Origin of the sequence: Pantoea sp. MHSD4 (assembly GCF_021043305.1) — a bacterium.
Classification (GTDB): domain Bacteria; phylum Pseudomonadota; class Gammaproteobacteria; order Enterobacterales; family Enterobacteriaceae; genus Pantoea; species Pantoea eucalypti.
This window is the reverse complement of record NZ_JAJNDH010000001.1, coordinates 510,291-534,136: the sequence shown is the minus strand read 5'-3', so window position 1 is coordinate 534,136 and position 23,846 is coordinate 510,291. Positions and strand designations below refer to the sequence as shown.

Annotated in this window: 23 protein-coding genes, 1 pseudogene and 1 other annotated feature; of the genes and pseudogenes, 21 read left to right on the top strand and 3 right to left on the bottom strand. The window is 52.6% G+C overall.

What is annotated here, in order from left to right:
* The first annotated feature begins 228 nt into the window (after window positions 1-228).
* On the top strand, window positions 229-990 hold the full coding sequence (gene ygbI, locus LQK91_RS02355; protein WP_105098996.1) for a DNA-binding transcriptional repressor YgbI: 762 nt from the start codon (window positions 229-231) through the stop codon (window positions 988-990).
* Window positions 991-1,039: 49 nt separating this feature from the next.
* On the opposite strand, the gene LQK91_RS02350 is transcribed toward ygbI, so the two are convergent.
* Both LQK91_RS02350 and LQK91_RS02345 read right to left on the bottom strand, forming a co-directional pair.
* Window positions 1,040-2,398: an APC family permease gene (locus tag LQK91_RS02350; protein ID WP_008926051.1), complete on the bottom strand. Its 1,359-nt coding sequence runs from the start codon at window positions 2,396-2,398 to the stop codon at window positions 1,040-1,042.
* A 404-nt stretch (window positions 2,399-2,802) separates the two neighbouring features.
* Window positions 2,803-4,218: a glutamine synthetase family protein gene (locus LQK91_RS02345; protein WP_004571329.1), complete on the bottom strand. Its 1,416-nt coding sequence runs from the start codon at window positions 4,216-4,218 to the stop codon at window positions 2,803-2,805.
* Window positions 4,219-4,422: 204 nt separating this feature from the next.
* On the opposite strand from LQK91_RS02345, the gene puuD reads away from it, so the two are divergent.
* The 8 genes and pseudogenes from puuD to LQK91_RS02305 form a co-directional block, all read left to right on the top strand.
* Window positions 4,423-5,190: a gamma-glutamyl-gamma-aminobutyrate hydrolase gene (puuD, locus tag LQK91_RS02340; RefSeq protein ID WP_105098995.1), complete on the top strand. Its 768-nt coding sequence runs from the start codon at window positions 4,423-4,425 to the stop codon at window positions 5,188-5,190.
* Window positions 5,183-5,740, top strand: coding sequence for an HTH-type transcriptional regulator PuuR (gene puuR, locus LQK91_RS02335; protein ID WP_008926054.1), 558 nt, complete (start codon window positions 5,183-5,185; stop codon window positions 5,738-5,740). The genes puuD and puuR overlap by 8 nt, the downstream gene beginning before the upstream one ends.
* Window positions 5,741-5,759: 19 nt before the next feature.
* Window positions 5,760-7,037 (top strand): NAD(P)/FAD-dependent oxidoreductase, encoded by a 1,278-nt coding sequence (locus tag LQK91_RS02330; protein ID WP_105098994.1) that lies wholly within the window; start codon window positions 5,760-5,762, stop codon window positions 7,035-7,037.
* 427 nt (window positions 7,038-7,464) lie between these two features.
* Window positions 7,465-7,824 carry a GtrA family protein gene (locus LQK91_RS02325; RefSeq protein ID WP_105098993.1) on the top strand — a complete coding sequence of 120 codons (360 nt, stop codon included), beginning with the start codon at window positions 7,465-7,467 and terminating at the stop codon, window positions 7,822-7,824.
* Complete coding sequence (locus tag LQK91_RS02320; RefSeq protein ID WP_105098992.1) at window positions 7,821-8,738, top strand: glycosyltransferase family 2 protein; 918 nt, start codon at window positions 7,821-7,823, stop codon at window positions 8,736-8,738. The genes LQK91_RS02325 and LQK91_RS02320 overlap by 4 nt, the downstream gene beginning before the upstream one ends.
* A 48-nt stretch (window positions 8,739-8,786) precedes the next feature.
* The gene (locus LQK91_RS02315) at window positions 8,787-9,257 is read left to right on the top strand and encodes a hypothetical protein (RefSeq protein ID WP_105098991.1); all 471 of its coding nucleotides are present in this window, start codon (window positions 8,787-8,789) and stop codon (window positions 9,255-9,257) included.
* A 118-nt stretch (window positions 9,258-9,375) separates the two neighbouring features.
* Window positions 9,376-10,857, top strand: a complete 1,482-nt coding sequence (locus LQK91_RS02310; protein ID WP_105098990.1) for a glucosyltransferase domain-containing protein — start codon at window positions 9,376-9,378, stop codon at window positions 10,855-10,857.
* A 378-nt stretch (window positions 10,858-11,235) separates the two neighbouring features.
* A pseudogene (locus LQK91_RS02305) lies at window positions 11,236-12,123 on the top strand (acyltransferase family protein); the annotation flags it as partial.
* A gap of 617 nt (window positions 12,124-12,740) precedes the next feature.
* Here LQK91_RS02305 and LQK91_RS02300 read toward each other — a convergent pair.
* On the bottom strand, window positions 12,741-13,568 hold the full coding sequence (locus LQK91_RS02300) for an SDR family oxidoreductase (protein WP_039659830.1): 828 nt from the start codon (window positions 13,566-13,568) through the stop codon (window positions 12,741-12,743).
* Between the two features lie 179 nt (window positions 13,569-13,747).
* Between LQK91_RS02300 and hisL the strand changes: the two genes are divergently transcribed.
* The 12 genes from hisL (at window position 13,748) to LQK91_RS02240 (ending at window position 23,825) form a co-directional block, all read left to right on the top strand.
* Window positions 13,748-13,795, top strand: coding sequence for a his operon leader peptide (hisL, locus tag LQK91_RS02295; protein ID WP_100396937.1), 48 nt, complete (start codon window positions 13,748-13,750; stop codon window positions 13,793-13,795).
* Window positions 13,771-13,891 (top strand) — a sequence feature (His leader region). (Overlaps the previous gene by 25 nt.)
* Window positions 13,892-13,936: 45 nt before the next feature.
* Window positions 13,937-14,836, top strand: coding sequence for an ATP phosphoribosyltransferase (gene hisG, locus LQK91_RS02290; protein WP_004571317.1), 900 nt, complete (start codon window positions 13,937-13,939; stop codon window positions 14,834-14,836).
* Between the two features lie 3 nt (window positions 14,837-14,839).
* Window positions 14,840-16,144 (top strand): histidinol dehydrogenase, encoded by a 1,305-nt coding sequence (gene hisD, locus LQK91_RS02285; protein ID WP_105098988.1) that lies wholly within the window; start codon window positions 14,840-14,842, stop codon window positions 16,142-16,144.
* Window positions 16,141-17,217: a histidinol-phosphate transaminase gene (gene hisC / locus LQK91_RS02280; protein WP_105098987.1), complete on the top strand. Its 1,077-nt coding sequence runs from the start codon at window positions 16,141-16,143 to the stop codon at window positions 17,215-17,217. Before hisD ends, hisC begins: the two co-directional genes overlap by 4 nt.
* Window positions 17,214-18,281 (top strand): bifunctional histidinol-phosphatase/imidazoleglycerol-phosphate dehydratase HisB, encoded by a 1,068-nt coding sequence (gene hisB, locus LQK91_RS02275; protein ID WP_004571313.1) that lies wholly within the window; start codon window positions 17,214-17,216, stop codon window positions 18,279-18,281. The genes hisC and hisB overlap by 4 nt, the downstream gene beginning before the upstream one ends.
* Complete coding sequence (gene hisH, locus LQK91_RS02270; protein WP_004571312.1) at window positions 18,281-18,871, top strand: imidazole glycerol phosphate synthase subunit HisH; 591 nt, start codon at window positions 18,281-18,283, stop codon at window positions 18,869-18,871. The genes hisB and hisH overlap by 1 nt, the downstream gene beginning before the upstream one ends.
* Window positions 18,871-19,608: a 1-(5-phosphoribosyl)-5-[(5-phosphoribosylamino)methylideneamino]imidazole-4-carboxamide isomerase gene (hisA, locus tag LQK91_RS02265; protein ID WP_105098986.1), complete on the top strand. Its 738-nt coding sequence runs from the start codon at window positions 18,871-18,873 to the stop codon at window positions 19,606-19,608. The genes hisH and hisA overlap by 1 nt, the downstream gene beginning before the upstream one ends.
* Window positions 19,590-20,366 carry an imidazole glycerol phosphate synthase subunit HisF gene (gene hisF, locus LQK91_RS02260; RefSeq protein ID WP_004571310.1) on the top strand — a complete coding sequence of 259 codons (777 nt, stop codon included), beginning with the start codon at window positions 19,590-19,592 and terminating at the stop codon, window positions 20,364-20,366. The genes hisA and hisF overlap by 19 nt, the downstream gene beginning before the upstream one ends.
* Complete coding sequence (gene hisIE / locus LQK91_RS02255) at window positions 20,360-20,971, top strand: bifunctional phosphoribosyl-AMP cyclohydrolase/phosphoribosyl-ATP diphosphatase HisIE (RefSeq protein WP_004571309.1); 612 nt, start codon at window positions 20,360-20,362, stop codon at window positions 20,969-20,971. Before hisF ends, hisIE begins: the two co-directional genes overlap by 7 nt.
* Before the next feature lie 114 nt (window positions 20,972-21,085).
* Window positions 21,086-21,562 (top strand): YbaK/prolyl-tRNA synthetase associated domain-containing protein, encoded by a 477-nt coding sequence (locus LQK91_RS02250; protein WP_105098985.1) that lies wholly within the window; start codon window positions 21,086-21,088, stop codon window positions 21,560-21,562.
* Window positions 21,563-21,628: 66 nt separating this feature from the next.
* Entirely contained in the window at window positions 21,629-22,420 is a 792-nt protein-coding gene (locus tag LQK91_RS02245) for an ABC transporter substrate-binding protein (RefSeq protein WP_078804562.1), read from the top strand.
* A gap of 106 nt (window positions 22,421-22,526) precedes the next feature.
* Window positions 22,527-23,825 (top strand): succinylglutamate desuccinylase/aspartoacylase family protein, encoded by a 1,299-nt coding sequence (locus LQK91_RS02240; protein WP_039659817.1) that lies wholly within the window; start codon window positions 22,527-22,529, stop codon window positions 23,823-23,825.
* Window positions 23,826-23,846 lie beyond the last annotated feature (21 nt).

Sequence of the window (23,846 nt, the reverse complement as noted above, 5' to 3'; positions counted from 1 at the left end):
GTTACTGTTAATCCTGCCAGCTTACTCCCGGTAAAAATGTGTCGCCCCTCACAAAAAAACATCACACTTGTGAACAGGAACAATTTTTAACATGGCATACTTGTCCGCAATCAGGCCATTAAACGGCGTTTAAGCACGGTATCATGGGGTGCATGCTGTTATTTTTTGTTCTGGATAAGCGGCAGATACTTTATAGTGTGAAAAAATGATAATTATCAGGGAGCAGATATGATTCCGGTTGAACGTCATCAACAGATTCTGGCGCTGGTCGCCGATCGTGGCGTGGTCAGTATTGCAGAACTTACTGAGCGGCTGGGTGTGTCACACATGACCATACGTCGTGATGTGCAGAAACTGGAGGAACAAGGTGCGGTGCTGTCCGTTTCTGGCGGCGTGCGATCGGCCGATCGGCTGGCGGCTGAACCCTCACATCTGACGAAAAGCGCCCTCTACAACGATGAAAAGTGCGCTATCGGCCGCACCGCGGCCCGGCACATTCCGCGTAACAGCTGCATCTATCTGGATGCCGGCACCACGACACTAGCGCTGGCACGAGAGCTGGTGGATCGGGATGATGTGCTGGTGGTGACCAATGATTTTATGGTGGCGAATCTGCTGATGGAAGCGAGTCAGTGCCGGGTTATTCATACTGGCGGCACCGTATGCCGGGAGAACCGCTCCTGTATCGGCGAGTCGGCGGCACGAAGCCTGCGTCATCTGGCTATCGATATTGCCTTTATTTCCGCCTCCTGCTGGGGGCCGCGCGGCTTGTTTACGCCGGATGAAGATAAAGTGATGGTGAAACAGGCGGTGAGTGAGGTGAGCAGTAAGCGGGTGCTGCTGAGTGACAGTTCAAAGTACAACAGGATTGCGACGTTTCTGGCGTTACCGCTGGAGAGGTTTGATGTGGTTATAACCGATAAAAAACTGAGTGATGCAGGGCGGGAGTTGTTAAGTACGGGTAACTGGGAGCTGGTGCTGGCCAGTTAAACCGTTGCCGCCTTCCCACAAGATCGGAAAGGCGGCAACGTTAGCGCGATTAGACTTCTTCGCTGAACTGCGGCACCGGATTACGGAAGCTGCGGGTCACAAAGGCCAGGTAGATAATCCCGATGGCGGCCCAGATCAGGCCCAGCTCCATAGAACTCTCTTCCAGGTTTACCCACAGCGCACCCACCGTCAGTGCACCCAGCAGCGGCAGCAGCAGATACTGAACGTGATCTTTCAGCGTGCGGTTACGCTTCTCACGGACCCAGAACTGCGCGATCACCGACAGGTTAACGAAGGTAAACGCCACCAGCGCACCAAAGTTAATCAGCGCGGTAGCCGTAACCAGATCAAAGTTAATCGCCATCAGCGCAATCGCACCGACCAGCAGCACGTTGAGCGATGGGGTACGCCATTTTGGATGGATGTAACCGAAGAAACGCTCCGGGAACACGCCATCGCGGCCCATCACATACATCAGACGCGATACGCCAGCGTGCGCTGCCATACCGGATGCCAGCACCGTGACCACCGAGAAGATCAGGATGCCAACCTGCAACGCTTTACCGGCGACAAACAGCATGATTTCAGGCTGTGAGGAGTCCGGGTGCTGGAAGCGGGTGATGTCCGGGAAGTAAAGCTGCAGGAAGTAAGACGCAGCGATAAAGATCACACCACCAATCAGCGCAGTCAGGAAAATAGCGCGAGGAATCGTGCGTTCTGCATCTTTGGTCTCTTCCGACAGCGAACTGATGCCATCAAAGCCGAGGAACGAGAAGCAGAGTATGGTCGCACCGGTAATCATCGGCACCACATGGGCATTCTCAGACCAGAACGGACGGCTGCTTACCAGCGTACCGGAACCGACGCCGCTGGCCACACCGTAGATCACCATCGCAGTGATCCCGACCATGACAACCACCTGCAGCACCACAATCACGCTGTTGAAGTTCGCAACAGTTTTGATGCCCTTGAGGTTAGAGAGCGTCATAAACCCAACCAGCAGCACAACAAAAATCCACGACGGAATGCCCGGCACCAGCGATTCGAAATAGTTTTTAGCCAGCAGGATGTTGATCATCGGCATGAACAGGTAGTCCAGCAGAGATGACCAGCCGACCATAAAGCCGACGTGCGGACTGATTGCCTTCTGAGCATAGGTATAAGCGGAGCCCGCAGAGGGGAAGCGGCGTACCAGCTTACCGTAACTCACAGCAGTAAACAGAATCGCAACCAGCGCGAAAGCATAAGCGGTGGCGACGTGACCGTCGGTCAGCCCGGAAACGATGCCAAAGGTATCGAACAGGGTCATAGGCTGCATGTAGGCTAAGCCCATCATGACGACCGGAAGTAACGTGAGTGTTTTTTTGAGTTGCGCACGCTGCGGTGCGGCGGAGGTATTAAGCGACATGCTTCAGTCCCCCATGTGCAACAACCTGGCTGGGCTGGGTCACAGGGCAACTGCGCATTAAGCGACAGGGAGAAAGGTTAGCGGTTGACGCGGCGCCGTAGTCATCACGAAAACGCGTACCAGCGTTAGCTGGCAGAGTGTAAAACATCCCCATCTTTGTAATCCTCAATCTCACGCTTACGCGTGTTTTCAGTGTTTATCTATCCGGGTGCGTGCCCGGCCTCGGTTAAGTCAGCAAAAACGCTCTATTAAAACCTGATGCAAAAAAAATAACCGGCGCGTGAAGCGTCGGTTATCATCTGATTTTGCAGGCCGCGTATTCTGCCCCAACCCGTGGCAGAAATACAAGCCATCGGGGCATCATATGCAAAAATAACGCACGGAATTGCTGGTAAACCGGCGTTTCAGGCGTTTTTCAGCATCCAGTCAATTTCCGTAGAGGTAATCAGCCGTTCAAACTGCATCAGTTCATAATTTTTGCAGCTGTGCCAGACACTGGCAAAACGTTCGCCCAGTAACTTCTGCAACGGATAACTGTTGTCAAATTCATACAGTGCATCGCTCTGACGAATCGGCAGTGCCAGCCCCTCGGCATGATGACCGTTGCCAGTGACCGGATGCGGCAACGGCAACTGAGTATCGAGTCCATGGAGCATCCCGGCCAGGATAGCCGACACCACCAGATAAGGGTTAGCATCGGCACCGGCCACGCGATACTCGATACGATGGTTATCAATATCGCCACAGGGAACGCGCAGCGCAACCGTCCGGTTGTTATGGCCCCATGAGGCCTGTAACGGCACATAGGCATCCGGAACAAAGCGGCGATAGGCATTCACGTTAGGTGCCAGCAGCGCCATTGACGCGGGCATCAGATCGATCATGCCGGCCAGCGCGCGTTTCATCAGTGGCGAATCACTGCCGTCATCGCAGGCGAAAGCATTGTGATCGGCCGCATCCAGCATGCTGATATGCACATGCATGCCGCTGCCCGCATATTCCTCATACGGCTTGGCCATAAATGTTGCGGTCATACCGTGATTTTCCGCCACCTGACGAATCAGACGCTTGAGCTGCACCGCATGGTCGCAGGCGCGCAGCACGTCGCGCGTGTGGTGAAGGTTAATTTCAAACTGTCCGGGCGAGGCCTCCGCCAGCGCGCCATCGGCCGGTATGCCCTGCTGACGCGCCAGATCGTCAATGTCTCGAAGCACATCGGCGAAGTGATCGAGGTTATCTACCGAGTAGACCTGGCTCTGCATATTGCGTTCATCACTACCAGGCGAACACGGCGGCTGGATAAAGCCTTCTGCATCACGCTTTTTGTCCACCAGATAGAACTCCAGCTCTACCGCTACCACCGGAAACAGCCCTCGGTTACGCAGCTGTTGCCACAGCCGGTTAAGGACATTTCGGGGTTCAACGTCAAAGGGAGTGCCATCTTGGTTGCACATGGTTAACAACAGCTGCGCAATGTGTTGAGGGTCAGACGCGGAGGGAACTAACGTACCGGTGACGGGCAGACAGAGGTTATCAGGTTCGCCCAGTGACTGGCCGAGTCCCGCTTCTTCCACCGTGTTGCCGAGGATATCCATGGCAAACACCGAGGCGGGGAAATAACACCCTTTTTCCAGTTTAGACAGCGCAGAGACCGGAATGCGCTTGCCGCGGAACACACCATTTAGATCATTTAACAGGATGTCGACATACTGCGTTTCAGGATGGCGCTCCAGCCAGGTTTTCACCTCAAGCTGGAACGCGCTGGTTCGTTTCTCTTCACTGTGAAGCATGAAGTCTTCCACTTCTACCAGGTTAGTCATGATCTCACCCGCCCCTATTAGGTTTGCGTAATGCTCAAAATAACAGCCACACCACTAACATAGCGCCAACATAAAAAGTGTGCAAATGTAACAATTCTGTTTGAAGAACAAACAGCAGGTTGTTAGATTGAAAAAATATTGCACACTTAGTCACCAGACGTGCCTTTTCGGTAGATATTTCGAACAGCGATGCGAGGACGGGAGATGGGCATTATTTTTGACAAGCCGTTGATTGGCGTAGTGATGTGTCAGAAAGATTTGGGCGGCCATCTGACCCAGACGGTTCAAAACAAATATATCGACGCGATTGTTCTTGCAGGCGGTGTGCCGCTGGCACTTCCCCACAGTCTGATGAATGCCCCTCATCTATTAGAAAACGCTATGGCTGTTCTGGATGGCCTGCTGCTAACCGGCAGCCCAAGTAATATCGAACCCTGGCATTATGGCGAGCCGGGCGAAGAGCCCCATGCCGATCCGGGTAGGGACCATCTTGCCTTTCAGCTGATTACCTGGGCCACCAGCCATAAAATGCCGATATTCGGCATCTGCCGTGGCATGCAGGAGCTGGTGGTGGCGAATGGCGGCGCGCTGTGGAGAGAAGTGAGCGGGCAGCCGCCGTTTCAGCGTCATCATGAAGATGAGACGCTGCCACTGGATCAACAGTATGCACCGGCGCATCAGGTCACTATCGAACCGGATGGCGTGCTGGCAACATTACTCGACAGTGATAGCTCACTGAGGGTCAATTCACTGCATCATCAGGGCGTACGCGAACCGGGCCCGCAACTGCGCGTTGAAGCGCGCGCGCCGGATGGCCTGATTGAGGCCGTCAGTCTGCGTCATCATCCCTTCGCCCTGGCGGTACAGTGGCATCCCGAGTGGCAGCCAGAAAGCACGGCGGGATCGCAGGCGCTGTTCAGCGGCTTTATTCAGGCCGCCATTCGCTATCACAGGGGAAAAGCAGATGAGTGATGCCACGCTGGCACCGGGACGACGGCTGGCGCAGATTCGCCAGACGCTGGGGCTGTCGCAACGTCGGGTTGCCGAACAGGCCGGACTGACTCACAGCGCCATCAGTACCATTGAGCAGGATAAAGTCAGCCCGGCAGTCAGCACGCTGCAGAAGCTGCTGAAGGTTTATGGGCTATCGCTGTCAGAATTCTTTTCGGAACCCAAACCGGACGCAGAACCCAAAGTGATTGTCCGTCCCGGCGACCTGGTGGAGATTGGCAGCCAGGGTGTTTCGCTGAAGCTCATCGACAACGGTGGTGCGCAGCGCTCGCTGGGCATGCTGCTGGAAACGTATCAACCCGGCGCCAGTACCGGCGAGAAACTGCGTCATCCGGGCGAGGAAACCGGTACGCTGCTGGAAGGCGAAATTACGCTGGTGATTAACGGACAAGCGTTTCATCTCTCCGCCGGAGAGAGCTACGTGATTGATACCGGCTTACCGCACAGCTTTACCAACAGTGCAGACTTCCCGTGCCGCATTGTCAGTGCCCACACACCAGCAAATTTCTAGGCGCATTCCGGAGGTTGTTATGAATTATGTGGAGAGTTATTACGCTGCGACCGCCAATACGCATGCGCCCTGGCCGACGCTGCAGGAGAGTATTCAGTGTGACGTCTGCATTATTGGCGGTGGTTTCACCGGTCTTTCGGCGGCACTGCATCTGACCGAGGTGGGTTACGACGTGGTCGTGCTGGAAGCAGCACGCGTCGGCTTTGGTGCCAGCGGCCGTAACGGCGGTCAGGTGGTGAACTCCTACAGCCGCGACGTGGATGTGATTGAACAGCGTTACGGCAAAGAGAGCGCCCGCATGCTGGGCGGCATGATGTTTGAAGGCGCTGAGATTATCCGCGACCGCATCAAGCGGTATGCAATTGAGTGTGACTACCGTCCTGGCGGCATCTTTGCGGCCCTGAATACGCGCCAGATGGCGCATCTGCAGAAACAGAAAGCGTTATGGCAGCAGTATGGCAATCACGATCTGGAGCTGCTGGACGAACGCGCCATTCGCCGCGAAGTCGCCACCGAACGCTACGTCGGTGGACTGCTGGATCGGCGTGGCGGTCATCTGCATCCGCTGAACCTGGCACTGGGTGAAGCAGAAGCCATCCGGCGACATGGCGGTCGCATCTATGAACAGTCTGCGGCAACCAATGTGGTTTATGGCACACCTAATCGGGTGAAAACGGCTCAGGGCGAGGTGAGCGCAACGTTTGTGATCTTCGCCGGTAACGCCTATCTGTCACCGCAACTGGAGCCGCGCCTGAGCAGGAAAAGCATGCCGTGTGGATCGCAGATTGTCGCGACCGAGCCGCTGACACCCGACCAGGCGTTATCGCTGATGCCGAACAACTACTGTGTGGAAGATTGTAACTATCTGCTGGATTACTTCCGACTGACCGCAGATAACCGGCTACTTTATGGCGGCGGTGTGGTCTATGGCGCACGTGAACCGGCGGATATCGAAGCGTTAATACGACCCAAACTGGCGCGCACGTTCCCGCAGTTGCAGAGTGTGAAGCTGGACTTCAGCTGGAGCGGCAATTTCCTGCTGACGCTGTCGCGCATGCCGCAGTTTGGCCGGCTGGAGAACAATGTCTATTTCATGCAGGGCGACAGCGGCCATGGTGTGACCAGCACGCATCTCTCCGGCAAGCTAATCAGCGAAGTGTTACGCGGCGACGCCGAACGGTTCGATGCTTTTGCGCGTCTGCCTCACCTGCCCTTTCCTGGCGGACGGCGGTTTAAAGTGCCGCTGACGGCGATGGGCGCGGTGTGGTACGCGCTGAGGGACCGATTGGGAGTATGACAATTTTGCCTCACCTTTGAACGAATTTACTACACTGTCTTGCCATTGCTACAGTTGACGTTGTCAACCACCTGAAACGAGAGGGTGTTGACGACTCAGAGTAAGTTGCCTCCCAAAATCACAGCCGCTTACCACGATGTGTTAGATGCTACTAACGCCTGTCGTTAAGACTTTGTGGAATTTTCTGCTCCTCGGGTGCTACCTGTGTAACCTTGAAGTCGCAAATAGAGGTTTTTACGGGCGGTAAGTATTTTTATCTATCTGTTTTATCGCGTGGTTGGAAAGGCTCGGTTCAGGATATGAGAAAATTTTGTCGCAGACGAACATAGCTGCTTTGCTGGTAAACCAACTCAACAGCTTAACAATTTCTTGATCCTATCGCTGGCAGGTGTCAGGATTTGCACCTCACTTTTTACAGAACGTTACCATGCTGAAACTTTTTGCAAGATACATGTCAGTTGGTGTGATCAACACGCTAATCCATTGGGTCACCTTCGCCATCTGCGTAGAGAAGGGGGCGCAGCAATCACTTTCTAACTTTATTGCATTCTGTGTTGCGGTCACCTTCTCTTTCTTTGCAAACGCAAAATGGACGTTCGGTTCTGAAGCCACAACTATCCGATATATCATGTACGTATTTTTCATGGGCATGGTGGCGGTCATGGTTGGCTCATATGCTGATCGAATGAAGATAAATCCGGTAGTTACCCTCATCGTCTTCTCAGCAATAAGTCTGGTGTGCGGTTTTATCTATTCAAATTACATTATTTTCAGAGATAAGAAATGAAGATATCGCTTGTTGTTCCCGTTTTGAACGAACAGGAAGCACTTCCTGTTTTCTATCAGACCGTAAGAAATTACATGCCGCTTGCAAATGATGAGATTGAGATTGTTTTCGTCAATGATGGTAGCAGTGACAACACAGAATCTCTGATTCAGGCGATCATGCAAAATGATGCTTTAGTAAAATATGTCTGCTTCACACGAAACTTTGGCAAAGAACCTGCTCTTTTTGCAGGTCTTGAGGCATCGACTGGAGATGTTGTTATTCCTATCGATGTTGACCTGCAGGACCCAATCGACGTTATTCCTCTTCTGCTCTCGAAATGGAAAGAAGGTGCAGATGTTGTGCTGGCGAAGCGCGTTGACCGCTCATCCGATAGCCACCTCAAGCGCAAAAGCGCTGAATGGTTCTATAAGTTGCATAACATGATTAGCAAACCGCAAATTGAAGAAAATGTGGGCGATTTCAGGCTAATGTCCCGCCATGTTGTCGATAACATTAAGCTTTTGCCTGAGCGAAATCTGTTCATGAAAGGCATTCTTTCATGGGTGGGTGGAAGAACAGAGGTGGTTGAATACACTCGAGCTGAGCGCGTTGCTGGTTCGACAAAATTTAATGGGTGGAAACTATGGAACCTGGCACTGGAGGGTATAACGTCATTCTCTACGTTTCCTTTACGCATGTGGACTTATATCGGTTTTTTTGTAGCCGGTCTATCTTTCTTATACGGCGTATGGATGATTGCAGACAAACTAATTTGGGGAAATCCAGTCGCTGGTTATCCGTCAATTCTAGTTTCGATTTTATTCCTTGGAGGAATTCAGCTAATTGGCATTGGTGTGCTGGGAGAGTACATTGGCAGGATTTATATCGAGACCAAACAAAGACCCAGGTACATCATCAAGAATGATAAATAATCTCAATAAACTTACCTTATAGTTTTTTTAAATACTTAGGCGGAATTCATGGAATTAGAAAATATAAAAAACAAGAAGTATAGCCTTGGCATTATACTTTTCTTAATTATGGCTTTCCTTATAATAATGATAAGACCAGACGTTATCACAAACGCGCAACCTTGGGCTGAAGATGGCAGATTGTGGTTACACAATGCATATAATAACGATATAATTATAACGTTTATCATGTCTGAAAATGGTTTTTTTCAGACCATATATCGCCTGACATACAGTATTTTCCTGCTTTTTGGATTAAGCAAAGCGGCTCTTGTCGCTAACATAATAGGCATTTTAATTAGAGATTATTCTATTACACTAATTCTTTCAAGTTGCATTAGACTTGCTCCTTTAGTTTACAGGGCAACGGTTGCAATCTACGTTCTTTTAATACCAAACATTGCAGAAGGTTTTCCTGATATAACTAATAGAAAATGCCAATGGAAGAAGTACGGGTTACTTCTTGGTATATCAAGCTAAGGTAAAGAATTGCCGCAATCGTTGCTGATTTAATAGCTAAGATGGAGAGGGATTGCAGCAATTTTTTCCCCATACCTGCCCCATTGGGCGTGAGAACAAAGAAAGAAGGTGATTGGCGATGCAATTAGCCCGTGATTATGATGTTATTTTCCATAAAATCATTGAATACAAATACTGTTTTTTGGCGGCCCTTTGCAGTTATTGTATTGTTTATGGCTTTGAGCTTACTCATTTTACTCTGTCAATTGATGAGGAGTTCAAAAACAATTTCCTACAAACTCTAATGCTTGGCCGGTGGGGTCACGCGCTCTTGAGAGAGTACATCCTGCCGGAGCCTTACGTTCCGTTTTTCACCACAATGCTATCGATCGTATTCTTATCTTTAGCTGCTCTTTTTTCTGCTATTTTTCTTAAACTAGAAAGGATGCAATCAATTGCTTTCGTTGTGATGCTGGCAGCCTTGCCCCAGTTGGCATATCAAATGGAATTCTCAAATCAGTCCGATACAGTTGCTATATCTTTGATGCTTTCATCTGCATCACTTATAGCCATGAGGAATGGCGGAATCAAGGGCTGGTCGGCCTTCGTAATATTGACGGTAATGTCCCTTTCTATCTATCAGTCAATATTTCTTTATGCAGCATCACTTCTTTGTGTGCGGATGACCCTTGACTCTGTTAGAGGTGTAACTTCCATTAGTGGCATATTAAAAAAAATCTCTTTTTATAGTCTGGCAACACTTCTGGCTTTGATGATCAACTCTGCCATCTCAAACGGGCTTGCATCAGTATTCCATGCGCCGTCGTCAAGCTACCTTGAGGGCATGATTGGGTGGGGAAACAAAGAAACAATTGATGTAATTACTACTCTTTATCTTTTTATTAAGCAATATAACACTTTTACCAACTACACAGGCTTGAACTCTTTTCCTTTCACTGTTATTTGGATTGCATTTATCATTGCTTCATCGATTATCTTTAGGTTAAAATTATCAACTATAGTTTTCTGCTGCATTATTACCTTCCTTTCTGCATTTTCCTTGAACTTAGTGCTTGGTGCATGGCTTCCCCCAAGAGCTATGGCCCAGATTCCAGTTGTGTTTGCTGGGCTTTTTATAGTGGCAATGGTTGTTAGCAGGACTAAGCATGCCCCTTTATTGATATCTTTAGTCTTCCTTGGTGTGGGCTCTGCATCATCAAACAGTCTTTTCTATAGCGACTACATGGCGAGAAAGGCTGACGAGCAAATGGGAAAAGAAATAGTTTCAACAATTTATAGAAAATACCCCGAATTTGATATTTCGCGCACACCCGTTTTTTTCTATGGTTCTCACATTCCATTTAACTCATGGAGAATTCCAACTGCTGATGTCTTTGGATCTTCTTTCTTCGAGTGGGATGGTGGAAACAACAGGAGAATATACGCCTATCTGTCAAATGCAAGCATCGCAAATTTTGTCCACCCAAATGCTCAGCAGGCTAGCGACTCGATTAAGAAGGCAAACGATATGCCAGCATGGCCAGATAGGGGGGCTGTTTCTATGTATAACGGCGTCATTATAGTCAAAATAGGCCCCACTCTAAGCGTTTTGAATAAGTGACTAAAAGCCCCATCTGGGGCTTTTTTTCATTACATTCTAAATTGTCAGCCAACTTTGCTCATGTACGGACACTACCTCAGCCGTTGCTTTCCCCAGCACGATAATACCGTCCATGCTCTCTCCGTCGAGCGTCTTGCTAAACAAAGTAATAGTCCCTCTTCTGAAAAATTTTCCCACTTGTGGATACTCGCCGAGGCTGCGATTAGTGATTATTCTCAAATCAGACCCGCAGCCTACTTAGAGAGGCACGGTTGAATCATTGCCACGCCGCCGGGCGTTTTTCGTTTAATGGCTCTCATGATTAGTGCATAATAAACGACATTAGTCACTGCTGATCAGGTTCTTTTTATGGCAATCTAGGGAAGAAACAATGCTGTCGATTTGGTAAAGATTTTGATGGCCATCTTTGTTATATCAATTCATACAATTTCTCCTGACGGTACTATTAACTATCTTCTTACCCAGAGCATGGCAAGGATTGCAGTGCCATTTTTCTTTATTGCTGCCGGTTATTATTCTCCTTCAAACCCCATGTCAAGTGATATTAAGAAGAATTTTTTTCGACTCACCTGTTTATATATCGCATGGTGTATATTTTATTTGCCTTTTGAAATATCAGACATAGCCATGAAGCCCCTATCAGCTAGCGGGTATGCCTTGGAATCTTTATATATTCTGGTGAAAGGATGGCGACACCTCTGGTTTATGCCTGCGCTAATTATCGGTATGGTTATTTACTATTTCCTGCATGCACATAAACGACTTTATCTTATTGCACTTTCACTATATTTGATTGGATTCATCTTGCAGTTAAGGATTGAACATGGTGAATATTCCATCCTGTTTTATAGAAACTTTTTAACATTTGGATTCCCTCAAATTGTGCTGGGTGCGGCTTTAAAGCAATACAGACTTCCATCTATGACCGTTTACCCAAGGGTGTCACTCCTCTTATTTTTCACTGGTATGCTTTGTGCTGAAGGATGCATCAGGCTAAAGCTGGGGATTTATGATAATGATTTGTTATTATTTGCACCGTTAGTAGCTGCTTTTATCTTCATGACAGCGCTAGGTTCTGATTTTAAAATTAACTTTAACATAGCTAGTACTGCATCAGGCATTTACTTTTTTCACTATTTCTTTTATTTAGCCTTGAAACCCCACATCGCCAACCAGCTAGCACTGTTTTTATCGGTTGCATTTATTTCAGTTTTTTTTAGCCTGTCACTTGGTAAAGTCAAATTTTACAGAAAATTTTTTACTTAACTCTTACACAACTACAAATTGGGTTAAATCAATTTTCAGGCGGAAGTAAAAGGCTCTTACTTCTGTCCTCAGAGGCAGTTTAACGCGACGGTGGCATCGGGAAGCTGTTTTGCCGGTACTGGTGAAACGGGGTTAAAGCAGTGTAAAAAAATTCTGACATCATGTACGAGAAGGCATGGAGGTGATCTTATTAAATTGGTGCAACAATCAGGAGATCACATAACTCTACGCCTGTCTTTTTTTACCCACCGATTATTGGAGATTCCTCAGCCCTAACGCAGCTTTCTATTTACAGATTTATACCTTTTTTAACTCTGTGGCTAATACACAAAACGATGTATCCAAAACCGTTCTTACTCGTAAAAAAGCCCCTTTCAACTGGAAAAAACCACATTACTGCCATCGGCTTTCGCGTGAATGATTACTAAACTTCCATATCCAGGCACTGCAAGTGCAGAAAGGATATTCATCAAATATTAAAATTATCGCTGAGACGTCTGGATATACAATTTCATTATATTTTGCGGCGGGATTTTTATCATCCCGACTAACGCAATAATTAAGGTAATACCCCATGGGCTTAAGGTATCCACCTCTCCACCTTCATGAGGCACCCATCACTCCAGCGGCATCTTCACCGGATCGTCATAGCGATACTCAAAACCGAGTTCGCTACAGATTCGCGAACCATCAATCAGCTTGCCACTGTCTTTGACGGCTTCTGGCGCGAACTGCGGCGGCTGCAGACCCAGCTGACGCGTAACCGCTGGATAGAATGTGTCACGCGACGGATGTTTTGATGCACTCAGATTATACACCCGGCCGCCTTTCGGCGACTGCAGCAGCAGCGCAATCGCCTCGACCACATCATCCAGATGCACCAGATTCACGCCCTGCGAGCCATTTGCCACATCCTGCTTACCCGCCAGGAAGCGTCCGGGATGGCGTTTTGGCCCGACCAGACCGGACAGCCGCAGAATATCCACGCTGGTCCCAGGCAGATCGTGCAGCCAGCTTTCCAGTTTCACCAGCGTCTTTCCGGCTACCGTTTCTGCAGCCAGCGGACTGTTTTCCCGCTTAACACCGGAGCTGCCGCCATAAACTGACGTTGAGCTGGTAAAGATGATGCGCGGCACTTTGTAAACCAGCGCGGTGTCGACCACATTCTGCACCGCCTGCAGATAGGCCTCGCCACCTTCTGCGGTGCGGCTGGCGGGCAGCGTAACGATCAGCGCATCAACGTTGAACAGCGGCTCAATATCGGCGGCATCACAGAGCAGTTCCGGCGTCAGTTCCAGCTGGAACGCCTCAATCCCGCAGCGACGTGCGGCTTCAACACCGTCTGGCGTGGTTTTGCTGCCGGTAACCTGCCAGCCTCGCGCGGTTAACGCCGTGGCCAGCGGCATGCCCAACCAGCCCAGTCCCACAATCGCGACCTTCTTCATTTTGACTCCTGACGTGAAACATCAACCCCGACTTCACCGTAGTTTGCCCCCGGATTGCAAACCAGAACAACCTGTTTCAGTGCTTTCCGAATCACCTGTTTAAAAAAGTGTTGCCAAGCGCAGCCATCTTCGTTAGGTTAAACCCCACAAATGAATACTCATTCATCGACGAGATTATTATGACACGCGTTCAGTTCAACCATCATCATCACCATCATCCTGACTAGTCTTTCAGGCAATTGGTGCTGGAAGACTTTCAAGATCTTCCAGTGGTGTGAACGCAAGAGAACCCCCGGAAGATCGTCTTCCGGGGGTTTTTTTATGGGCTGACGTAACCACACATTCAGGACAGGAAAAGGACAGGAACCATGTTAGATAACACCCGTTTACGCATAGCTATGCAGAAATCTGGCCGTTTAAGTGATGATTCACGCGAACTGCTGGCGCGCTGCGGCGTTAAAATCAACCTTCAGCAACAGCGCCTGATTGCGTTTGCGGAAAACATGCCGATCGACATCCTGCGTGTGCGCGATGACGATATCCCTGGCCTGGTGATGGATGGCGTGGTCGATTTAGGCATCATCGGTGAGAACGTGCTGGAAGAAGAACTCCTCTCACGTCGTGCTCAGGGTGAAGATCCGCGCTATTTCACGCTGCGCCGCCTGGATTTCGGCGGCTGCCGCCTGTCACTGGCGATGGCGACTGACGCCGAGTACACCGGTCCGGAATGCCTTGATAAGTCCCGTATCGCCACCTCTTATCCTCACCTGCTCAAACAATACCTCGACAAAAAAGGTGTCAGCTTCAAAACCTGTTTACTGAACGGTTCCGTGGAAGTGGCGACCCGTGCGGGTCTGGCGGATGCCATCTGCGATCTGGTCTCCACCGGTGCAACCCTGGAAGCCAACGGCCTGCGCGAAGTTGAAGTCATCTATCGTTCCAAAGCCGTATTAATTCAGCGTGACGGCGAGATGCCTGCCGCCAAGCAGGAGTTGATCGACAAAATGATGACCCGTATTCAGGGCGTGATTAAAGCGCGTGAATCGAAGTACATCATGCTGCACGCGCCGAGTGAGCGTCTGGAAGAAGTCATTAGCCTGCTGCCTGGCGCAGAGCGCCCGACCGTTCTGCCACTGGCAGGTGATGTCAGCCGCGTAGCGATGCACATGGTCAGCAGCGAAACCCTGTTCTGGGAAACGATGGAAAAACTGAAAGCACTGGGTGCCAGTTCCATTCTGGTGCTGCCTATTGAGAAGATGATGGAGTAAGCCATGGCCTTTTCTACCCCGATTGAGTGGCAGCAGTGCACCCCCGAACAGCAGCAGGCGCTGCTGTTACGTCCCGCTATCGCCGCCTCTGAAAACGTCACGCTGACGGTGCGCAACGTGCTGGAACAGGTAAAGCTGAACGGCGATGACGCTCTGCGCGAGTTCAGTGCCCGCTTCGACAAAGCGCAGGTGGAAAACCTGCGCGTGACGCCGCAGCAGATAGCAGAAGCCAGCGCCCGTTTAAGTGACGAACTGAAGCAGGCGATGGCCGTCGCGGTGGGGAATATCGAAACCTTCCACAACGCGCAGATTCTGCCGCCGGTGGATGTTGAAACACAGCCTGGCGTGCGCTGCCAGCAGATCACTCGCCCGGTGAAATCGGTCGGACTCTATATTCCTGGTGGTTCCGCCCCGCTCTTCTCTACCGTGCTGATGCTGGCGACACCTGCCCGTATCGCTGGTTGTGGCCGCGTAGTGCTCTGTTCGCCGCCGCCGATTGCCGATGAGATTCTTTATGCCGCGCAGTTGTGTGGCGTAGAAGAGGTGTTCCAGGTGGGTGGCGCGCAGGCTATCGCCGCGCTGGCCTTCGGTACGGAAACCGTGCCGCGCGTCGACAAGATTTTTGGTCCGGGCAATGCCTGGGTCACAGAAGCAAAACGTCAGGTGAGTCAGCGTCTTGATGGCGCCGCGATTGATATGCCAGCCGGGCCTTCAGAAGTGCTGGTGATTGCTGATGAAGGTGCCACCCCCGCGTTTGTTGCGTCTGATCTGCTCTCACAGGCCGAACATGGTCCTGACTCGCAGGTGATTCTGCTGACGCCGTCACTTAAGCTGGCCGAAGCGGTCGCGGTCGCCGTTGAGCAGCAGCTGGCGCAGTTGCCGCGTGCGGCCACGGCGCGTCAGGCGCTGGAAAGCAGCCGCCTGATCGTGGCGCGCGACCTTGAGCAATGCGTTGAGATTTCCAATCTTTACGGCCCGGAGCACCTGATTCTGCAGACCCGCCAGCCACGCGATCTGGTGGAGTCCATCACCAGCGCCGGTTCGGTATTTTTAGGCGACTGGTCACCGGAGTCCGCAGGCGATTACGCCTCAGGCACCAATCACGTGTTACCGACCTACGGTTATACTTCGACCTGTTCCAGCCTGGGTCTGGCTGATTTTCAGAAACGCATGACGGTGCAGGAGCTGACGCCACAGGGCTTCCTGAATCTGGCCGCGACCATTGAAACCCTGGCCGCCGCCGAGCAGCTGGATGCCCACAAAAATGCCGTCACCCTGCGCGTTGCCGCACTAAAGGAGCAAGCATGAGTCAGGATATTGAGCAGCTGGCGCGCGCCAATGTACGCGCTCTCACGCCTTATATGTCGGCGCGTCGTCTGGGTGGCAATGGCGATGTCTGGCTTAACGCCAACGAGTTTCCGTTGCCGGTGCCGTTTGAACTGTCACAGCAGACACTGAACCGCTATCCGGAGTGTCAGCCGAAAATCGTGATTGAGCGCTATGCGGCCTACGCAGGTTTAACGCCGGAGCAGGTGCTGGTGAGCCGTGGGGCGGATGAAGCGATTGAACTGATCATGCGCGCTTTTTGTGAGCCGGGGCAGGATGCGATTCTGTTCTGTCCACCGACTTATGGCATGTACAGCGTCAGCGCCGAAACCATCGGCATTGAATACCGTACCGCGCCGGCGCTCAGCGACTGGCAGCTGAATCTGCCTGCTATCGCGGAACAGCTGGACGGCGTGAAAGTCGTTTATCTTTGCAGCCCGAACAACCCGACCGGCAACCTGATTAATCAGGAGGATATCCGTCAATTGCTGACGATGACTGCCGGTAAAGCGCTGGTGGTGGCCGATGAAGCCTATATTGAATTTTGTCCTCAGGCGACGCTGACTGGCTGGCTGAAGGATTATCCGCACCTGGTGGTCCTGCGTACCCTCTCGAAAGCCTTTGCGCTGGCGGGCCTGCGTTGCGGCTTTGCGCTGGCCAATAAGCCCGTTATCGACCTGCTGATGAAAGTGATTGCGCCCTACCCGCTGGCGACCCCGGTGGCCGATGTGGCCGGTCAGGCATTAAGTGAACAGGGTATTGCGCTGATGCGTGAACATGTTGCGGAGCTGAATGCAAACCGCAGCTGGCTTCTGGCCGAACTGCCTCAGCTGGCCTGCGTTGAGCAGGTTTTCCCCAGCGAGACTAACTATGTTCTGGCGCGCTTTACCGATTCACCAAAAGTCTTCAAAACCTTATGGGATCAGGGCATTATCCTGCGTGATCAGAACAAAAATCCGGGCCTGTCGGGATGTCTGCGCATCTCCATCGGCACGCGTGAAGAGTGCGCACGAGTGATCGCCGCGCTGCAAGCCTTTTCTGTGGAGCAAGCATGAGCCAGAAGACCCTTTTTATTGACCGCGACGGTACATTAATCTCTGAGCCGCCTGAAGATTATCAGGTGGACCGACTGGATAAGCTGGCGTTTGAGCCAGACGTTATCCCGGCGCTGCTGGCGCTGCAGGCCGCCGGTTATCGCCTGGTGATGATCACCAATCAGGATGGTCTGGGCACCGCCCGTTTTCCGCAAGCCGATTTCGATGGTCCGCACAATCTGATGATGCAGGTTCTGACCTCGCAGGGCATTGCGTTTGACGATGTACTGATCTGTCCGCACATGCCGGACGACCACTGCGACTGCCGCAAGCCCAAAACCAAAATGGTTGAAGCCTGGCTGGCAGAGGGCGCACTGGATACCGCCAACAGTTACGTGATTGGCGATCGCCTGACCGACGTTCAACTGGCGGAGAACATGGGCATTCAGCCTATCCGCTACGGCGCTGACGGCGAGAACTGGCAGACCATCCAGCAGCGTCTGACCCAGCGAGATCGCCATGCGCTGGTGCAGCGCAACACCAAAGAGACGCAGGTGCGTGTTGAACTGTGGCTGGACCGCGAAGGCGGCAGCAAAATCAATACTGGCGTGGGTTTCTTCGACCATATGCTGGACCAGATTGCGGTGCACGGCGGGTTCCGCATGCACATCGAAGTAAAAGGCGATCTCTACATTGACGATCACCACACGGTGGAAGATACCGGTCTGGCACTCGGCGAAGCGCTGCTGAAAGCGCTGGGAGATAAACGCGGCATTGGCCGGTTTGGCTTTGTGCTGCCGATGGATGAATGTCTGGCGCGCTGTGCGCTGGATATCTCCGGCCGACCGCACATCGAGTTCAAAGCAGAGTTCAACTATCAACGCGTGGGCGATCTCAGCACCGAGATGGTCGAGCATTTCTTCAGCTCGCTCTCCTACGCCATGATGAGCACGCTGCATCTGAAAACCAAAGGCAAGAACGACCATCACCGGGTCGAGAGCCTGTTTAAAGCCTTTGGTCGTACGTTGCGCCAGGCGATCCGCGTTGAGGGCAATACGCTGCCAAGCTCGAAGGGAGTGCTGTGATGAACGTGGTGATCATGGATACCGGTTGCGCCAACCTCTCATCGGTAAAATGGGCGATTGAACGTCTGGGTTACACCCCGGACGTGAGCCGCGATCCCGATGTGGTGCTGCGCGCCGACAAACTCTTTCTGCCCGGCGTCGGCACCGCACAGGCAGCAATGAATCAGCTGCAGGAGCGTGACCTGATCGATCTGGTGAAAGCCTGTACCCAGCCGGTGCTGGGGATCTGCCTGGGTATGCAGCTGCTGGGACGCGGCAGCGATGAAAATGGCGGCGTGCCGACCCTGGGCATTATCGATGAGCCAGTGTCTTTGATGGACACCCACGGCCTGCCGTTACCGCACATGGGCTGGAACCAGATTACCGCGCAGGCGGGAAATCATCTGTTCCGTGGCATCGACGAAGGATGCTACTTCTACTTCGTCCACAGCTACGCCATGCCCGTTAACGCCAGCACCATCGCCCAGTGTCACTACGGTGAAGCCTTCACTGCCGCGGTGCAGAAAGATAACTTCTTCGGCGTCCAGTTCCATCCGGAACGCTCGGGCAAAGCGGGCGCGCAGCTGCTGAAAAACTTCCTGGAGATGTAATGATTATCCCCGCGTTAGATTTAATTGACGGAAAAGTGGTTCGTCTGCATCAGGGCGATTATGGTCAACAGCGCGATTACGGCAGCGATCCGCTGCCCCGTCTGCAGGATTACGTAAGCCAGGGCGCGACCGTGCTGCATCTGGTGGACTTAACCGGCGCGAAAGATCCGGCGAAACGCCAGATTGCGCTGCTGAAAACTCTGCTTAACGGCGTTGATGTCACGGTGCAGGTCGGTGGCGGCATTCGCAGCCGGGACGATGTTCACGCGCTGCTGGAAGCCGGAGCCAGTCGTGTGGTGGTTGGTTCCACCGCGGTGAAACAGCCTGAAGAGGTAAAGCGCTGGTTTGCGGAGTTTGGCGCAGAGGCGATTGTGCTCGCGTTAGACGTGCGCATTGATGCCAGTAACCGCAAAGAAGTCGCAATCAGTGGCTGGCAGGAAGCGGCAGGCGTGACGCTGGAGGAGGTCATTACCGATTTTCAGCAGGTGGGTCTGAAGCACGTGCTGTGCACCGATATCTCCCGCGACGGTACCCTGAGCGGCTCCAACGTTGCGCTCTATCAGGAAGTCACGGCGCGCTTCCCGACGATTGCTTTCCAGTCTTCGGGTGGCATTGGTGGCCTCAATGATATCGCCGCCCTGCGCGGTAGCGGTGTTCAGGGCGTAATTGTCGGACGTGCGCTGCTGGAAGATAAATTCACTGTTTCGGAGGCGATTGCATGCTGGCAAAACGGATAATTCCCTGCCTGGACGTACGTGACGGCCAGGTGGTCAAAGGCGTACAGTTTCGCAATCACGAGATCATCGGCGACATCGTGCCGCTGGCGCAGCGCTATGCCGCTGAAGGTGCCGATGAACTGGTGTTCTATGACATAACCGCCTCATCTGATGGCCGCGTCGTCGACAAAAGCTGGGTGTCGCGCGTGGCTGAGGTGATTGATATTCCGTTCTGCGTAGCAGGCGGGATTAAAACCCCGGAAGACGCGGCGCGCATTCTGGAGTTTGGTGCGGATAAGATTTCGATTAACTCACCAGCGCTGGCCGATCCTTCGCTGATCACCCGCCTCGCTGACCGTTTCGGTGTTCAGTGTATTGTGGTCGGCATTGATACCTGGTTTGATGAAGCCAGCGGTAAGTATCAGGTGAATCAGTACACCGGTGACGAGGCGCGTACCCGCGTGACACAGTGGGAAACACTGGAGTGGGTGCAGGAAGTCCAGAAACTGGGTGCAGGCGAAATCGTGCTGAACATGATGAACCAGGATGGCGTGCGTAACGGCTATGACCTGGTGCAGCTGAAGAAAATGCGTGAAGTCTGCAACGTGCCCCTGATTGCCTCTGGCGGTGCCGGCACGATGCAGCACTTCCTCGACGCGTTTACTGAGGCGAATGTGGATGGTGCTTTAGCGGCCTCGGTATTCCATAAGCAGATTATTAATATTGGTGAGCTGAAAAGCTTCCTGATCGACAACGGAGTGGAGATTCGCGCGTGCTAACCGAACAACAACTGTCCCAGCTCGACTGGGACAAAACACAGGGCATGATGCCGGTCATCGTTCAGCATAACGTCTCAGGCGAAGTGCTGATGCACGGCTATATGAACCCAGAGGCGCTGGAAAAAACGCTGGCAGAAGGTAATGTCACCTTTTTCTCCCGCACCAAAAACCGGTTGTGGACCAAAGGCGAGACCTCCGGCCATTTTCTGCAGGTCGTAAGCATTACGCCTGACTGCGATAACGACACGCTGCTGGTGCTGGCAAACCCGATTGGCCCGACCTGCCATCTGGGCACCACCAGCTGCTTCTCGCCGGCTGTGCCTGAGTGGACTTTCCTCTATCAGCTGGAAGAACTGCTGGCGTCTCGCAAAACGGCCGATCCTGAAAGCTCCTACACTGCCCGGCTTTACGCCAGCGGCACCAAGCGCATTGCGCAGAAAGTGGGCGAAGAAGGGGTTGAGACCGCGCTGGCGGCCACCGTCAACGATCGGGATGAACTCACTAATGAAGCGTCCGACCTGGTCTATCACCTGATGGTGTTGTTACAGGATCAGGATCTGGACTTCAGTGCTGTGATCAACAACCTGCGCGCCCGCCATAAATAATTGTGCAATATGCTGCTCAGAATTTCACTTTTATGGGGATTCTGAGCAGAATCCTTCTCAATCCTCACCCCCATCCCGCACAATAATGGCGACTCAAACCTCGGGGAGAGAACCGTGACGACCCATGAAAAATTAATCGCCCTGCTCGACAAGCACCAGGCACGCTATCGCCTGATGGAGCATGAGGCGACCGGTAAATGTGAAGCGGTTGCGGCGATACGCGGCACCGAAATTGGCCAGGGCGCGAAAGCGCTGGTCTGTCATGTGAAAGGCAATGGCGTGAAACAGCACGTGCTGGCGGTGTTACCGGCTGATCAGCAGGCCGACCTGAGTAAAGTCGCAGCGGCGGTCGGTGGACGGCGCGCCTCACTCGCCAGCCCGACAGAGACCGAACTGCTGACCGGTTGTGTATTCGGGGCTATCCCGCCGTTCAGCTTTCATCCTGACCTCAGACTGGTCGTTGACCCCACGCTGTTTGAACGTTATCCGGAGATCGCGTTTAACGCCGGTCTGCTGGAGCGCTCAGTGATCCTGAACACCGAAGATTACCGGTCGCTGTGCGCGGCTGACGTGGTGAAGATAACGCAGTAATTGCCATCCCGGCAGCCCGGCGATACTCTGCATAAACATTCATCACGACAGAATAAGAGCAAAATCATGAACATTTTCACTCAACGCCTGCGTCAGACGCTGGCAGTGGCGGTTATGGCTGGTTGTGCGTTTGGCGCGCAGGCGAAAATCGAACAGGTGCGTTTCGCGGTCGACCCGACCTATCCACCGTTTGAATCGAAAACACCACAGGGCAAGCTGGTCGGCTTTGATATCGATCTGGGCAATGCGCTCTGTACCCAGATGCAGGCGAAATGCGTCTGGGTTGAAAGCCAGTTTGACGGCATGATCCCGGCGCTGAAAGCGCGTAAATTCGATGCCATTCTCTCTGACATGGGCATTACCGAAGAGCGCCTTAAACAGATCGATTTCACCGTGCCGCTCTATGACACCCACACCCAGCTAATCGCCCGTAAGGGTTCTGGCATACTGCCAACGGTTGAATCCCTGAAAGGGAAAACAGTCGGCGTGGAACAGGGAACGGTACAGGAGCGCTATGCGCTGGCGAAATGGCAGCCGCATGGTGTGACCGTAGTGCCTTATGGCGATCAGGCCCAGGTTGAAAGCGATCTGGTATCAGGCCGGCTGGATGCGGTCTTCACTGATGCGGCACAGGCGGCCATTGGCTTCCTGAAGCATCCGCAGGGTAAAGACTTTGAGCTGGCTGGCCCGATTATTCAGGATCCGATTATCGGCCCCGGCACGGCAATCGGCCTGCGCAAAGGCGATGCGGAGCTGAAAACGGCGCTGGATAATGCCTTTGCCGAAATCAAAAAGAACGGCACGTTTGACCAGATCCAGAAGCGCTATTTCGCTACGGATATCTCTATCCAGCAGTAACCTCGCGGTCGCCCTTTTTCGTCCTCACCGCGATCCGGCACTATACTTTAACTTTTTCAGGACGGCGCGCTGTCGTCCTTTGCCGATTAAAGGACATTAACACGGTATGCATCAACAACATCATCCACTGTTAAGCGCCTCTTTAGGCACCCAGCGTGAAATCATCAGTTTTCATTTTGCTCCGGACCATGAGCGTCAGGTCTATATCCAGGCTGCACTGCATGGTGACGAACTGCCCGGTATGGCGGTGGCATGGTTTCTGAAACAAAGACTGCAGTCGCTGGAGTCCGCCGGACAGCTTAAAGCCGCGTTTACCCTGGTGCCGGTTGCTAATCCCTTGGCGCTGGGACAGCACTGGCACGGCACCCATCTGGGTCGTTTCCATACGCTCTCTGGTCAGGACTTTAATCGCCGTTTCCCGTCACTGGGTACCACGCTGGCGGCCGGGCTGGCGGATAGTCTGACGCAGAGTGAATCGCAGAACCGAAGCCTGATTCGCGACGCGATCGATCGTCACTATCGCGATACCGTGCCAAAAACGGAGCTGGATGCGCAGCGTTATACGCTGATGCGAATGGCCAGCCAGGCGGATCTAATGATTGACCTGCACTGTGACTGGGAAGCCGTGCCGCATCTCTACACCACGCCGCATGCCTGGCCGGACATTGAGCCGCTGGCGCGATGGTTAGGCAGTGAAGTGCAGCTGCTGGCGCAGATCTCTGGCGGTGAACCGTTTGATGAAGCCTGCTGCGAACCCTGGCTGACGCTGGCAGAACGCTTTGGCAAAGATTACCCCATGCCACGTGGATTGCTGCCGGTGACGCTGGAGTTGCGTGGCGTGCGTGATGTGTCGCCTGAACAGGCGGAGAAAGATGCAGATGCGATTATTTCGGCACTGCAGGAAGGCGGTTATATCGGCTACAGCGAGCCCTCAATTTCCGTGGAAGTGGCTGCACCTGTAATCGGTGGCGATGAACTGGTTCCGGCAAGCGCGGGCGGTGACGATATCGTGGCAATCAATGACGGACCGATTGGTTTAAACGTGCCTGACGTTGCTGAAGCGCCGGGAGAGACAGGTGTGATTAAAGAGCGTCACAGCGAGGGATCAGCGGCGGCCTCACCTGCCCTGAAAAATCCCCCTACGCCGTTAGCAGGTTGCGAATATATTCATTCGCCGGTGTCAGGTCTGATTCTGCATCGTAAACCGCTGGGCGCACAGATTCGGCCAGGAGAAGTGGTCGCTGAGATTGTCGATCCGATTACTGACCATATCACACCACTGGTGGCAGAACATGGCGGTATCCTCTATGCGAGACACTGGGTAAGATTTGCGACGGCAGGCATGCTAGTGGTACGGCTGGCGGGTGAGAAGGAGATTCGGAGCGGGGATTTGCTGGTAGGATAAAAAAAGGGCTTCCCGAGGGAA